The sequence below is a fragment of the Corallococcus macrosporus genome (assembly GCF_017302985.1).
Lineage (GTDB): Bacteria > Myxococcota > Myxococcia > Myxococcales > Myxococcaceae > Corallococcus > Corallococcus macrosporus_A.
Genome location: NZ_JAFIMU010000007.1, coordinates 565,785 through 579,342, shown reverse-complemented (window position 1 = coordinate 579,342; position 13,558 = coordinate 565,785). Strand labels below are relative to the sequence as shown.

At 63.6% G+C, this 13,558-nt stretch carries 12 protein-coding genes; 2 read left to right on the top strand and 10 right to left on the bottom strand.

What is annotated here, in order from left to right; genetic code table 11:
• Positions 1–97 precede the first annotated feature (97 nt).
• Positions 98–319 carry a hypothetical protein gene (locus JYK02_RS14625; RefSeq protein WP_207051537.1) on the top strand — a complete coding sequence of 74 codons (222 nt, stop codon included), beginning with the start codon at positions 98–100 and terminating at the stop codon, positions 317–319.
• A 142-nt stretch (positions 320–461) separates the two neighbouring features.
• Here the strand turns inward: JYK02_RS14625 and JYK02_RS14620 are convergent, their stop codons facing one another.
• The 8 genes from JYK02_RS14620 to JYK02_RS14585 all read right to left on the bottom strand — a co-directional run bounded on the left by JYK02_RS14620 (position 462) and on the right by JYK02_RS14585 (position 10,214).
• Positions 462–1,619, bottom strand: coding sequence for a serine/threonine protein kinase (locus tag JYK02_RS14620; protein ID WP_207051536.1), 1,158 nt, complete (start codon positions 1,617–1,619; stop codon positions 462–464).
• A gap of 164 nt (positions 1,620–1,783) precedes the next feature.
• Complete coding sequence (locus JYK02_RS14615) at positions 1,784–3,595, bottom strand: serine/threonine protein kinase (protein ID WP_207051535.1); 1,812 nt, start codon at positions 3,593–3,595, stop codon at positions 1,784–1,786.
• Entirely contained in the window at positions 3,592–4,461 is an 870-nt protein-coding gene (locus JYK02_RS14610; RefSeq protein WP_207051534.1) for a DUF2381 family protein, read from the bottom strand. The genes JYK02_RS14615 and JYK02_RS14610 overlap by 4 nt, the downstream gene beginning before the upstream one ends.
• A gap of 191 nt (positions 4,462–4,652) precedes the next feature.
• The gene (locus JYK02_RS14605; protein WP_347402497.1) at positions 4,653–5,204 is read right to left on the bottom strand and encodes an imm11 family protein; all 552 of its coding nucleotides are present in this window, start codon (positions 5,202–5,204) and stop codon (positions 4,653–4,655) included.
• Between the two features lie 24 nt (positions 5,205–5,228).
• Positions 5,229–6,557 carry an AHH domain-containing protein gene (locus JYK02_RS14600; protein WP_207051532.1) on the bottom strand — a complete coding sequence of 443 codons (1,329 nt, stop codon included), beginning with the start codon at positions 6,555–6,557 and terminating at the stop codon, positions 5,229–5,231.
• Between the two features lie 385 nt (positions 6,558–6,942).
• Positions 6,943–8,028, bottom strand: coding sequence for a phage major capsid protein (locus JYK02_RS14595; RefSeq protein ID WP_207051531.1), 1,086 nt, complete (start codon positions 8,026–8,028; stop codon positions 6,943–6,945).
• Entirely contained in the window at positions 8,025–8,834 is an 810-nt protein-coding gene (locus tag JYK02_RS14590) for an HK97 family phage prohead protease (protein ID WP_207051530.1), read from the bottom strand. Before JYK02_RS14590 ends, JYK02_RS14595 begins: the two co-directional genes overlap by 4 nt.
• Positions 8,835–8,870: 36 nt before the next feature.
• On the bottom strand, positions 8,871–10,214 hold the full coding sequence (locus tag JYK02_RS14585) for a phage portal protein (RefSeq protein ID WP_207051529.1): 1,344 nt from the start codon (positions 10,212–10,214) through the stop codon (positions 8,871–8,873).
• A gap of 476 nt (positions 10,215–10,690) precedes the next feature.
• On the opposite strand from JYK02_RS14585, the gene JYK02_RS14580 reads away from it, so the two are divergent.
• Positions 10,691–11,686, top strand: a complete 996-nt coding sequence (locus JYK02_RS14580; protein WP_207051528.1) for a hypothetical protein — start codon at positions 10,691–10,693, stop codon at positions 11,684–11,686.
• A 315-nt stretch (positions 11,687–12,001) separates the two neighbouring features.
• Here the strand turns inward: JYK02_RS14580 and JYK02_RS39640 are convergent, their stop codons facing one another.
• Positions 12,002–12,313 carry a hypothetical protein gene (locus JYK02_RS39640; protein WP_242588746.1) on the bottom strand — a complete coding sequence of 104 codons (312 nt, stop codon included), beginning with the start codon at positions 12,311–12,313 and terminating at the stop codon, positions 12,002–12,004.
• A complete protein-coding gene (locus JYK02_RS39635) occupies positions 12,310–12,675 on the bottom strand; it encodes a hypothetical protein (RefSeq protein ID WP_242588745.1) in 366 nt (121 codons plus the stop codon). Before JYK02_RS39635 ends, JYK02_RS39640 begins: the two co-directional genes overlap by 4 nt.
• Positions 12,676–13,558: the final 883 nt, after the last annotated feature.

Here is a 13,558-nt window from a genome sequence, read left to right as displayed (position 1 = left end):
GCGCTCAGCTAAGGAATTTTCGCTTGGTCCTTCTCCTTACTCGTTGCCCTCTAAGATTCGCAATAGAGCGAAGAAGAGGTGACACAAGGAATTGAAGATGCCGAACATCACCAAGGAAAAGCGGAGCACCGTCGACATCAATGCGGCAGGGGTGAGCATCCCCGTCGCAAAAAAGAATAAGAATATGCTCGTTGGCGCTGTAGTCGGCGGAGCAGGGACAACGGCCGTCCTCCTGCTCACCCCGCTTGCACCCTTCGCGCTGGTCGGTGGGATGCTGGGCTTTGGCGCAGGCGGCCTAGTCGGAAAGGCCGTCAGCTGAAGCACGCCACGTCCAGGCGGGCCACGTCGACGAGAGTTTCGCGGTAAGCGCTGGGGCTCGTCCAGGCCGGACATGTCGGACGCGGGCCTCGCGGTCATGGCGCCACCCCTCGGGCCGTAAGGGGTGGCACCTGGACGCCCTGCTAGTTCGTGCTGATTTCGTCCTGGGACGCCTCAAAGCCTTGGGGACGCCGAATGCCCAGATCGGTCAGCGCCTCGCCGGCCAGCTTCATGAGCATGAGCAACTCGGCTTCCGCTTCGTCGGGGCCGTAGACTTCGCCTTCCCCCAGCCATCGGCGAAGGTCCGACGCCAGCTCGCGCGCCGACTGGTAGCGGTCAGCGGGCTTCGGTTGAAGAAGCCGGCCCAACGTCACCCGCAACCCCTGCGGGAGGTTCTCCATCAACGCGTCCAGGTCCGCCTGCGAGTAGGTCGCCGCGCGCCAGATCACGTCTTCAACCATGGGGTGACTGTTCGCGAGGCGGGCTCGTCGGATGGCACGCCGGACGCGCACGCGCTGCCTGACCGACAGCGAGCCCTTCACCTCTTCGGTCAGGTCGTCCGGAGCGTCGAGAAGGTTCCTCCCCGTCGCGATTTCGAGCATGACGACGCCGAGCGCGAAGAGGTCCGAACGTGCATCCACACGCCCGGTCAGAAGCATTTCGGGGGAAGAGTAGAACGCATCCCCCAGCGGACGGCGCACCGTGGATGAAACGCGCCCAGGCAAGTCCGACAGGGCGAGTCCGAAGTCGGCAACCTGCACGCCGCCCTTCCAGTCAACGAAGATGGTCCCCACGTCGACGGCCCGGTGAACGATGTTGAGGGGCTTCCCCTCGCCGTCCGTGGCCTCGTGGGCGTGCTCAAGGGCCGCAGCCACCTTCGCACCCACGTACAGCGCGAACAGGGGCGAGAACCGGCGCCCGCACTCCGCAGCGAGCGTCAGCATGTCGCTCACGCTGTGCCCTGACGGATGATCGGTGATGACGTACCAGCACCCTTCCGCCTTGTGCATCCCGTGGACGCGAAGGAGCCCCGGATGGTTGAGGAAGGTCGCAAGACGCACCTGCTCTTCGAGCCTTACCCTTGCCCGCTTGATGCGCGCCCCCTCGTGGCCCGTCTGGGGGCCAACCGCCTTGAGCAGCACCTTCCCCCGGGGGTGGTTCCCCTCCAGCGTCCGGCGCCGCGCGACGAAGAGGCTCAGCCCGTGGTGCGCTTCGCCCAGGTCTTCGCGGAACTCGTACCGAAAGCCGCCTGTCGTGAAGAGAATCGCCCCTCGGGGAACCTTGAACTCGATTGCCGGCATGCTCGTGCCTCCACTTGCTCGCGCTGGCACCGAAGCCAACGCGTTGCGCGGAGCAGATTACCCGTGGGATGGGCTCCGGGGAAACTACCCTGATAGGTCCTATGGCATCCAGCGAGAGGGCGGCCGAAATCGAGCACCTACCCGGTATGTCACTCGCGAGGCGCTCAGGGCCAGCGGTCCACGACGCCTCCGCCGTCCAAGTTGAACGCCTTCACCTTGCCGTCCTTGAACGCTTCGGCCGTCGCCTCAACCACGAAGCAAACAGGTTGCTCGTCCTGCCCCGGGAGCTTCACGCGTTCATACCGGATGACGAGCGCCGGCCCGTCAGCGCGGCCCATCTTGTCGGACAGGTAGTAAGCCCTCCCGTAGAAGCGTGTTCCGACAGGGGCGACCTCCCGCTGCCGCCTGATGTTCATGCCCTTCGGGACGATCCCCACCACCTCCGCGCCAGCCGTGAACCAGACGTCTTCGTGCCCATAGCGGTCGTCGAGGAGGAGCGCGAATCGGTCGCCGCCCGTCCAGTGGAGATTCTCCCGCATGGCCTCTTTCGCCCCAGCCGGGCAGGTGAAGGACTCGGGCCGGATCTGGGCGCCCGGACAACCCGCCGCCAGCGCCGCGACGAGCGATAGCGATGCGCACTCAGCGGCAGCAACGAACTTCTTCGGCATGCGGGGCGTGCGTCCTTGGGTCAGGACTTCGGGGGCGGGGTTCTTCAAAGCGGATCCTTCCTTCGGAACAGCGGCGATTGCCGGCCCAGGGGCTGTCACGGGCGACGGGCCAGGAGGTGACATAGCAGGAGGGGCTGCCATGGGCGGCGTGGAATGGGGAGCCTTGGGAGGGCGCGGGCTTGCCGCGACGCGGGGCTCGGGAGGCGGGGCGGGACTCTCGGCTGATGGGCCCCAGAGGGCCGCAGCCACGACGAGCGCGACGACACCCGCAGCGGCCACGAGCCACCTTGCCGGTTTGTGCGGGCGCTTCATCAGGGCGACGTGCAACTTGAGGGGGGCGGGGCCGATAGGGAGCGGCGCTCCGAGTGGCCCCCGTGTGTCGGGCTCGGACGGATGCTGTTCCGATGGCGGATGCGCCGGCACGTCGTAGTCGGCGATTGGGTCGGCCCGGAGATCCGCGAACTCGCGACGAAGTGCTTCCGTGTCGACCGGGCGCCGTGAAGGGTCCCGATCCAGGAGGCTTTCGACGAGATCGCTCAGCACCTCGGGAACACGAGCGTTCGCGAGTCGGGGCGGCGGCGGCTCGAATTGTTGGCTGTTCAGGGCGAAGCGCGGGCGGAACTCTGTCGGTCGCGGATCTGTCAGCAACTCATGCAGCATGACGCCAACGGCGAAAATCTCGTCGGCGACCTGGAAGGCATAGCGGGCCCGGTGCTCGTCCTTGTGCTCGCGCAGGAATTGGAACTGTTCTGGTGCGCGGTAGCGGTCCGTGCCGGGAGGCAGGCCCCCATTCGTCATGTCTTCTGCAAGGGCGTAGGTCGCGCAGCTAAAATCGATAATGACAGGCTCGCCGTCACTCTTGCGGATCAGGACATTGAGCAACTTCAAATCCCGATGCAGCACGCCCCGACTGTGCATGTAAGACAGCGCACCGGCAATCTTTTCAAAGACGCTCAGGAACTCACGAATCGTGGGGTGTTTTCGCTCTGCCCACTCTGCGAGCGTCCAGCCGTCCACGTAGTCAAGCGCAAGGTACACGTTGCCGGTCGCCGTGTAGCCATGCCCCTGCGGGCGGACGATGTTCGGGTGATCCAGCATGAGAAGAGCCGTCAACTCGCGCAAGGTCCGGGCATGGGTCTGCTTGAGATCGCCGCTCACTTCCCGGTGACGCGCCACCTTGATCGCACCGCGCTTGCTGTTCTTCTCTCCGAGGAAGACGCGGGCAAAGCCACCGTTGCCGAGTTCCCTGGAAACCTGCCATCCGTCAATGAGGGTGTCGGGCGGCGCCCCCGTCGGCGTCGGCGTCATGGAGTGCCCCCTGTCCCATGCTTCGGAAAGCGCACGTCAGGAATCGTCAAACTGCGGCCCCCATCCCCCCGCAATTCCAGGGTGAAAACAAGGCTTGCGTCCGACTCTTGAATTTCGGCGACCGCGAGCACGCGCCCAATCTCTCCAGGTGGGATCGCACCCTTCCTGTCTGTCACGATCCGTCCCCGAAAAGGCATGCCGACACGCCCCGTGAACGTCGCCTCTCGTGGTGTCCAGGCTGGCCGATCGGATTCATTCCAGATTCCTACGTCCACCAGAATCCAACCCTTGCCCCGATAGGAAGTTGGATTGACTGACGCGAAGCCCTGAGCAAAGTCCTTCTTGCCTTTGATGCTAGAGGTTGTGACGCCTTGCCCGTCTACGAAACCAAGCAACACGAAGTCTTCGGGCTTCGGCACCGGGGCGTGAGCGTCCGTCGGACAGGTCTCGTTCGGCGACGTGGGGCGCTGCACGTCGATCCGCGAGTCCACTTCGGCAGGGTCGGTCACGAGCACGAAGGCGGCCCGTGCTGGCGCTCGGCCGTCGGCGAAGAAGACCCCGATCTCCTGACGCTCGCCGTCGCCGAGATTGGCCACGGGCTGAACGACGATCGACCGTTCGCCGGCATCCAGGACGCGAATCCGGGACTCGTCGAAGGTCAGGGTCTTCCGTTGGATCGGCGAGGAGAACAGGAACAGCGTCGGCGTGTCCCCCGCAACGTGGACGACGGGCAGCGGTTCGGTGGGCGTGCTGGCGACGGTGACGGGGCGCTTACGGTCAACGCGCGCCCCCGATGCCGGCTCAGCCCCCGCAGCAGCTCCCGAGACGAGCGCGAGCGCAAGGGCCAATCTGAACGGTTGGAGCAATGGTGCATGACCTCCCGAGGGGGAAGGCTACCATCGCGGACACGCGCGCAGTGGGACGTTTTACCCCAGGATCACGGACAACGGTCCCTAACTATCCAGCTCGCCCCAGAGGAGAGCCCCTCCTGCAAGCAGAACGCTCCGACGCGACTGTGAGCGGCGTCGGGGCATGTTCAGCAACTATGGGGGACGGTTTAGACCTCGTCGAAACGAGCACCCGAGGCGCCAACCCGCTCCAGCGCTTCCTTGATTTCTTCGTCGACGACGATTGGCAGGGGCCATCCCCATAAACGAAATACACGCTCAGATTCAACCTTCGCCTTGTCTATGCGAAGACCGGAGACGACATGGTATTGACCAACCTTTTCAGGCTCATCATCTTCCGGTGCCCACCGTCGAGCTTCTTCGCATGCCGCGTCGTCAATGGCTCGAACCGTGCGCGCAATGTTCAGGAGGAAAAAAGGCTCGGCCTGCCCCTCAATTTTCACGGGAAAGAGCTGCACGTCGTTGGGTGCCAAATCACGAAATACTCTCGCAACCAACGCATTCACGATTGGAGCCTGACCTGCGCCGGCAAAGTCGATATCGAGCGCCTTGCCGGGTCTGGAAAGCGGTATGGATAAGGGCCCTGGGTCGGCAATTCTCCTTCCGTCAAGAAATTGCCAGATGTCGTCAATCTGTCGACCCGAAAGGTCTGTTGGTTCTGAGAGATACCAACGCCCCTTCACGTACACGTCGATCTTCAAGTCAAAGTAGCGTCTCACCATGCCTTAGTTCCCAGCAGCCTTCGTAATTAGCATTCGCAGCTTACTTCCCTCCGTTGTCAGGTCCCGCGCAATCCGACCTAACTCCCTAGTCAAGCTGCCCCGGCACTGCGCAACATCTCGGCATCCTTTCATTGCCAACGTGAGGCGCCGAAAGATCTCCTCATGATACCCACGGGGATGTGGTCCCTGGTGCCCACTGATACGAACTTGGTTGGCACGATCACTCATCTTCATATCGGCTTGCTTAAAAAAATTCTCAAATAGAGGTGTCCACGGCCCTCCTGAAGCGGACGAAACCTCGTTCTTGTCCGTGCAAATGTGGTGTACCTCCCCATCTGGGTCCCCCTGAATGCCGCCCCCAGCTCCCCCGGCAGGTAGAGTCCCCACACCAGCACCGGGGCCCATTGCGACCGCGGCAACAGCAGTCGGAGCAAGCGCAATGTTGAGGACCCCAGCAGCCGAGATCGAAATCGACTGGACCCCTCCCGACAGCGCGCCAGCAAGCACGAAGCCCCCTTCTGCCTCTGCCCTGACCGCCGCCTGAGCGAAGCCCGGCATTCTCGGCCCCTGAGCCGCCATCGCGTTCTTACCGCCGAGCGCCGACAGGGCGACGATCACGAGCACCCGAGCGCCGTTGTCCCCAAGGATCTTTCCGAAGCGATGCCCAGCGCGTTCCAGCTCCGAAACGTTCGCGGCGTCCCTCGATTCGTCCATAAGGCGCAGGAACCCCCGCCCGAGATTCCACACCGGACCTGTGCCGAGATAGGCAATCAACGATGCAGTTAGCGCAACTGCAATGACCTTCGTAATCGGCTCAGGCGCGACGAGCATCACAAGCGCCGTCCCAATCATCGTCGTCACCATGGCCCGTAAAGCAGCCCCGTTCACCATGTCTCGGATGGCATCCTCGACGCCTTCCCAGACAGTATCGAGCGCGAAGTAGAGCGCCATCATGCGGCGTTCCATCGGCCCGAACGTAAGCCCACCCGCCAACATGCCCATGCAGCCGTTGGGGTCGTCCTGTCGCTGGCAGATTCGCTCGTAGGCCGACGGGACAGCTCGCCCCTGCGCACCGTCAACGACTCCGCCACTCGACGCGAGCAGGGAGCGACTGTCATCCCGTTCAACTTCCTTGAACGCGACATCTAATTTCATGTCGAGCACAAGCTGCGTGACAGCTTGCTTGAAGGCATCCCGCCCTATCTCGACAGGGTCGGACTCAAGGGGCGTGTAGCTGATTGTCTTGCCGTATCCCGTGTTGAGGTTGACGACCCGAGTCGTAGCGCATCCGGCCGTCAGCAGCAGCAGCACGGCTATTACGAAAGCTCTCATGTGGCCCCCAGGTTCAGCCGCCAGCATCAGCAGCGATCCGCCACATACCAATCGGATCTGACAACCTCAAAAGCTCGCTAGAAGTCGTGGCTATCGGTAGACATTTCCACCTCAGACGAACGCCCCATTGACAAGCGGCATGCTGTAGGCAGCGACATGCCTTGTCGGCAGCAGGTACGCGCCAAGCAGCTCGTTTCCCAGCCACTCGGACGGCCCTTCATCCAGTCCGAGTCCAGGGGGCGGCCCGCGCTGACCGCGATCGCCCGACAGTTACCCTCGCGGCCCGCCCTTGCGCGCATGCCAGGCCGGAGGGAGTGCTCGAAGGCGACGGTTAGGTCCGGGGTTCCCCACTCGTCGGCGACCTTCGCGGTGTCACGCTGTCGGGTTAGTAGGTGATCGAGCTGAACGCCTTCGGCTGGCGCAGCCTGAAGTCGCCCTTCACGATCGCGCGAACGGTCGTCTCGTCGTGCTCGGCGCGGGTATCGTGCTCGGAGAGGATCAGATCCTCGTCGATCCCGTAGAGGAATTGACGCCAGTCGCACGAGAACGTGATCCGCGACACGGGTACGCGCGTGGTCATCACGAACGGGAAGCCACGAATCGTCCCCTTGTCGAGCATCTCCCCACGGAAGAGGAAGAGGCCGGACTCCTGGAGCTGCATCAGCGCGGTTGCCCGCGTCGGGTGGATGACCCACGCCGCAGTCCCCATGCGAACGTGAGCGGTCAGCGGCAGCTCTACCGCCTTGTCGATGTCGGCGAGGTAGGCGGCAGCGGTCGTGCCTGTGCTCGCGAACGTGTGCGCGGGGTCGAGCTGCACGAAGAGCCCCTTCGGCGCGGCACCCGTGCCGTCACCGTTGAAACCGGCGTCGTCGAGACCATGGGCCACGGTGGCGCGGATGTCCTCTCCGACGCCCGCGTCACCGACCCCCGGCGTGCGCAGCAGGTCGTTGCTGATGTCCGTCAGCACCATGCCCTTGTGCGCCTTGAGCACGATCTTCCCGTACTTCGGCGCGCTCCTCGGGACGGTCTCCCCCTCGCCAACCCACTTGAAGACCGAAGTCCCCGTCTGCGTGCCCATGTGCAGCTCGCCGCGAAACGCCTGGGTTCGCACGCCGAGCTTGAGCAGGGCCGCGTCGGGCCGCAGGAACTCGATCACTTCGCCGCTCTGCTGGATGGGTACGAGCACGCCCGCCGAGTCGAACTTGCTGAGCTGAACCGCCTTCTGCACGTCGGCATTGCCGAAGCGCTTCGCGGCGTCGAGCAGCTCGGTCGCACTCGTGCGGCGACCCAAGGCGATGACGCTCTTCGTGAACGCGCCGAAGTTTGCGACGCTCGCGTAAACGCTGCTCTCGCGCGTCGCCCTGTCCGTACCCACGCGGCCGGGGGCGCTTCGGGCCGCCGCGTCGATCAGCTCACGCGCAACCTCGGGGCCGAGCGCCTTCACCATCTCCGCGATCTGCTTGCGAGTCATTCCTTGTCACTCCCTCGGATGTAGCCCTTGAACGCCTCGATGAAGACCTTCGCGGCTTGGGCGGCGTCGAGACCCTTCGCCTTGTCGTCCTCGTCGTCTGTCTTTGGCGCATCGGCAGACGGCGGCTCGCCCGTATCGGGCTTGCTCTCGTTCGGGGCGGCGGGCTCGTCGCCAGTGTTTGGCTTTTTGCCCTGCTCGTCGCTCGCGTCAGGCTTGTCGTTCTCTCGCCCTTCGAGCAGCTCGACGACACGCTTCGCGATACGCTCGACGAGGTCTTCACCTTCACCGTCGAGCGACTTCGCGCGCAAAGCGCGAGCGTTCCCCGGGATCGTCACGACCGAGACTTCGAGCAGCTCTTGAGCGTCGCAATCGAAGCCGCCGCGATCGTTCGCGCGATACTGGCCCGGAAGCATTAGGTAACGGACTGAGACAGCGTTGAGGATGCCCTTCGCGACCTTGCGCTCGACCTTGCGCGCGAAGTCGTCTTCGTCGTCGAATTCGACGTCGATCATCAGCGCGTCGTTCTCGACGTAGACGCGCCCCTTGCCGATAGGAAGCGGCGGCTCAGCTCCCGTGAGTGCAGCCTGCGCGCCGTCGTCGTGATTGAAGAGAACGACGCCGTTCGCGTTGTACCCGTCGATCCTCCAACCCCTGACGTTCAGCCGGTCGGAGTAGCGATCGAAGTCGCCGTCGCTCGCCCGGAACGTGTAGACGCGCCGATCGCTACCGGCCTCGACGGCGGTCAGCGCGGTCGCATCCTTCCGAACGGCGGCGAGCTGAAGAGAGCGTGTGAGCGGGTTTGGCATCGCACCCGGTAAATGGGTGCGGATTTCGCGCGTGGCTCAGTCGCCGCTGATGGCTTCGGCGTTCGCTTCGGCTGAGCTGCCCGCGGCTGGCGTCGGGGTCGCCTGCGGCTCGTTTGGTTTCTGTCCGGGCAACAGCTCGGCGAAACCGTGACGCTCGGGGTGGGGCTTGAACCCGGCTTCGGTGCGCCACTCGTCGAAGGTGAACGCGCTTGGAAGCGTACCCATCACACGCAGCCGGTGCTCGCGATCGGCGGGCACGGGTGAGTCGTAGGAAAGGATCACTTCGTCGTCGAAGCGGGGTGCAAGGTGCTTCTGGATTGCGGCGAGAAACACCTCGGCTCGCGGCTTCGTCGCCTGCTCTGCCAGGTGCTCGCGTGCAGCGAAGCTCGTCGCCCTGTTACTGCTCGTCACGTCGCCGACGATCTCGGGCGGCACGCGATAGACCATCCGCACGAAGTCCATGAGGAATCGGCGGAGGTCGACGAGCTGCATGTCACGAAAGGGCGTGTCGAGCCGGGCAAACGTCGTCTTGCCGCTCGTGATCATCACCCGGCCCGCGTTCGCCGGCCCGCCATACTCCCGTGCTAGCGATTCCTTGAATGCCTTCGCGGGGCCTGCCTGCGATTCGTTGAAGCCCTCGATCGCGATGACCGCGCCCGGCAGCATGTTGTTGTAAAAAGCGTTCTTCGTGTAGCGCGCGGCGTGCTCGTCGGTGTCGACCTCGTCGCCGAGCGCATAGGCGATCCCGATGCCACGCCCGAGTGGGTCAGCCGGGTTCAGGCGCTTCACGTAGACGACGTTCGCGGTCGGAATCGTGAACATGCGACCGCCAGCCGTGACCGTGAAGGTGCGCTCAGCCTGCGGCTTGCTCAGGTCGGGCAGCATCAGCACGCAATCGGGCGGCACCGGCCATAGGCCGACCGGCACGCCCGCGAGTTCCTCGACGACCGCGAAGAACTCGCCCGTCAGGTCGTAGTGCGTACAGAACAGCTTCGCGAAGTCGCGACCCGTCATGTAGTCGTTGGGGTCCGCGAGCAGCCGCAGCAGTGGATGGTCGGGCAGCTCGACCGCGCCCGCCACGTCGACGAGTGCCTTCAACCGCTCGCGGCGCTCGTCGCCACAAGACCGGCGAAGCGACACGTCGACGAGCGCCTTTCGAGTCGTGGGGTCTCGCCGCTGGAAGGCACGCCACGTCACGCCAGCGAAGGCGTCACCGACCGTGTCGACGATCGTCCCGAGCCACGGCATTTCGGCATACGCCGCGAGCAGCGCGGGCACCTCGCGACGTGGCGGGGCCGAAGTCCATCGGCTCAGCTCCAAGCCGGTCCCCTTGCGCTTGCTGCCGCTCAGCGCGGCGCGCACCCTGTTGAGCATTCCCATTGCGTGACCTCGGACGGCGAAGCACTGCTCAGCGCGCTTAGTCGGTCGCGCCACCCAAGCTAAATGGGTGCGGTTTCGCGAAGTTTTTCTGTCGGTTGCTGGGGGAGCAAGCTCGGCGCGGTGGAGGTTTTCCCTAAAATCATCGCCTTGGGAGCCTCAAAACTCGATGGGGCGCGCACGGGTGTAGCCGCAGCGGGCGATGCGTTCAGGATCACGCCTCTTCCATGAGAAGATCGCCACAGGGCCGCGCGTTTTTTCTCGAAATTTTTCGAGCGTGTGCGCGCTCCGAGCAAGGTCTAGATCCGTCCCTGCCGGAAAGTCCGAGCCGGGGGGGAAGCGGCAAGCAGCGCCCACCCCTACACACGCACACCTACGCACGACCGACAGCGGGTGCGGTGTGTCTGGCCGCTGCACTCACCTGGAAGGGTATCTGTCAGGCCTGGACACAACCGACGTCTAGGTACTTAGGTGCCTCCATGAACTTCCCAGTAGACGTCGGAGAGAAGTACGCCCTCATCGCTCTCAATGCAGACACGGACATCCAGTCTCCTGTAGACCTGGGATCTGGAATCTCCGCGCATCCTGAGGGTTCCTTTGAACTGCCCGGGCACTGGAAGAAGTGGCTCGGCTCAATGCGAGCTGAGGATATTGAAAAATCCAGCCTGTTCCTGATTATCAAGACCAAGTCCGAGCACCCCGCCGTGCTTGACGGGCAGAATCTGGAACTGATGCGGAAGGCAGGAAACTTATATTGGGGCCTGCTTGCGTCCGACCGCTTGGCTTTGGAGGGCGCTGGAACGCATTTGACAGGTGCCAACAGTGGGGACGGTCCCGACGTTCGGCAGATTGCCGAGCTGCATCGCCACGTCCGTGTATTGGGCATGATGCCTAAGGCCGTCACTGAGGCGCACCTTCGCCGGGCAAAGAATCTCGCGTTCAATTTGCAGGAACTCCTCGCGATGCCCGGCATGCGCCGGATGCAGCTTGCCATAAGTACATTCCTTCTCGCATTCACTGAGAACGACTTGGGCGAGCGCATCCACCAGTTCGTGCGCGCCCTGGACGGGGTGACCCGGGTGCGAGACCGCCACGAGTTCAAGAAGAGGAGCGTCCTGCTGGCAGGACCAGATTATCAGGATCTTTGCCTCCAGTTGTATGCCATCCGCAGCAACATTGAGCACTTCAACGACCCTGAGAAGGGGTTGGATGTCCTGCCCTCTCGTGAGTCCCAGCTCCGCGCATGTCGCTATTCGATTGCGGCAGAGGCACTCGCGCGGCACTGCTTTTCGCACCTAGTCGAGAACAGGCAGCTATGGCCTCACTTCACCGATGACCAAGTCGAGTCTTTCTGGAAGAGGCCCATTGCTGAGCAGAGCCAGATCTGGGGTCCTGCTTTTGACCTCACATCTGCGCTGGCTGGATTCAGACCAGAGTGGGTGCCACACCTATCGGACATGGGTGAGGACGACTGAGCGTGCAAACCGCTATTCATGGGACTTGATCCGTGAGTGGCATGCCTGCACGTCGACACACCTCGCCCGCCAGCGGCGGCGCCACGCACCGCCATCCGTCAGGCACTCGTCGACAAGCAGCTCGCCCTGCCCACGTAGCAGGCGCACGCCGCATAGCTCGCAGGGCATCGCGTACAGGTTGCGCCGTCGAGCTGCCTCGCGGTCTGAACAAGCCAAGTGCCTTGCCCCGACCGTTCGCTCGTAGGTGATGACCTCGCCCGGCTTAATGGATAGCGAGCACACGGCGCGCGTCTCTTGGCAGTCAGGGTGGGCAGCTCAGCGCCCACGCTCGACGAGCATCAGGCGCAGGTCGGCCAACGCATGCACGAGCATCCGGTCGACTCGATTCTTCGGCGCTCCCCAGGTTTCCGCCACGGAACGCACGGACTGCGCCGGCCGGTTGATGCCGAACACGCGAGAGACCAGCTCGCGCCGGTCGGGCGCTAAGTAGCGCACGGCTTCGAGGACAAGGGCCCGGCGCTCGGCGGCGAGTAGCATCAGCTCGGGGTTCTCGTCGTCGGCATCCTTGCTGCCGAGCCCCCGAAGAGAAACCTCAACTTCCTGCCAAAGCCACGTCTTGCCCGTCACGCGGTCGGCTTTCGGCGTCGTTGCGTCAGTGCTCTCGACACGGATCGCGGGGCGCTCGCCAAGCTCCCCCCAACCGTGCGCCCCTTGTGTGCTCCGTCGCTCAGGTGAACGTCGCTCGCGTTCATCCGCGCGAACTGCTCGCAGGCTGTCCCGGCGCGGAAGTAAGCCACTTCGCCGAACGACTGCCCGCCCCTCGTGGGGTCGTACTTCCCAAACGCGCGAAGAACTACGAACGCAGCGATCAGTTCAAGGTCTTCGGGAGACGGCGAGCCTGCGAAGCGCCACGCGAGCTTGACGACTTGCTTGATCACAAGACGGGCAGATACGAGCAGAACAGCAAACAGCAGCCGTTCGGTCAGCACGTCGCTCGTTCTACGTGCGAGCATAATCCGCGACACAAGGGCAGCTTGTCGCTCTGCTCGGGTGGAGACTGAGTGTGTCGCGTTGCTCAGTGCGGCATCGGCACTTGGGGGCGCCGAGTCGTGAAGCCTCATCGGGTCAAAACTCCAGAAAGCGGCCCGTCACGGCCGACGTCGTCTAGCTCCGAGCGAACGCTTCTCGATACCTCGCCCGTGGGCGGCGATGGGCTCGCGCCAAACCCGAACACTGAGAAACATTGCGCCCAGGATCTAAATAAGTGCGGTTCAGCGTGAGTGGCTCAGCCGAATGGTCAGTCGCGCTCGCGAACCTGCCGTCGTGCCAAGCGAGCGTCAACGGCGGCACGTCAACGTCGAGCCCCCGAAAACCCCTAAACGCGCGCACCTCACAGGCGCTCACCTCTCCCTTATCTCTACTCCTACACCACCTTTTAGCTAAGGGGTTTTAGTAATAGAGATCTGACGCTTTGACGTGACACCTCCTAGCGGTGCCGCTGGTGCCGTGGCTGATGCTCGCCCCCCGCTATCGGCACGAGCAGTCGTCATGCGCGGCGGCGTCAAAATCGCATCGGCGAAAACCCCTAAACGCGCGCACCTCACAGGCGCTCACCTCTTCCTATTCCCTACTCCTACATCAACTTTTTCTATGGGGTTATGAGACTAGAGATTTGACGCGTTGACGTGACACTCCCTCGCGGTACCACTGGTGCCGTGGCTCATGCTCGCGCCCCCGCTATCGGCACGAGCGAGCGTCAAGAGTGGAGGGTGTCAAAACCGCGTTGGCGAAAATCCCTAAACGCGCGCACCTCACAGGCGCTCACCTCTTCCTATTCCCTACTCCTACATCAACTTTCTCTAGGGGTTTATA

Excerpts from the sequence above, each read along its gene's own strand:
- JYK02_RS14580 (WP_207051528.1), top strand. The coding sequence starts at position 10,691 with ATGAACTTCCCAGTAGACGTCGGAGAGAAGTACGCCCTCATCGCTCTC.
- JYK02_RS14600 (WP_207051532.1), bottom strand. The coding sequence starts at position 6,557 with ATGAGAGCTTTCGTAATAGCCGTGCTGCTGCTGCTGACGGCCGGATGC.
- JYK02_RS14590 (WP_207051530.1), bottom strand. The coding sequence starts at position 8,834 with ATGCCAAACCCGCTCACACGCTCTCTTCAGCTCGCCGCCGTTCGGAAG.
- JYK02_RS14585 (WP_207051529.1), bottom strand. The coding sequence starts at position 10,214 with ATGGGAATGCTCAACAGGGTGCGCGCCGCGCTGAGCGGCAGCAAGCGC.
- JYK02_RS14615 (WP_207051535.1), bottom strand. The coding sequence starts at position 3,595 with ATGACGCCGACGCCGACGGGGGCGCCGCCCGACACCCTCATTGACGGA.
- JYK02_RS14625 (WP_207051537.1), top strand. The coding sequence starts at position 98 with ATGCCGAACATCACCAAGGAAAAGCGGAGCACCGTCGACATCAATGCG.
- JYK02_RS14595 (WP_207051531.1), bottom strand. The coding sequence starts at position 8,028 with ATGACTCGCAAGCAGATCGCGGAGATGGTGAAGGCGCTCGGCCCCGAG.
- JYK02_RS14620 (WP_207051536.1), bottom strand. The coding sequence starts at position 1,619 with ATGCCGGCAATCGAGTTCAAGGTTCCCCGAGGGGCGATTCTCTTCACG.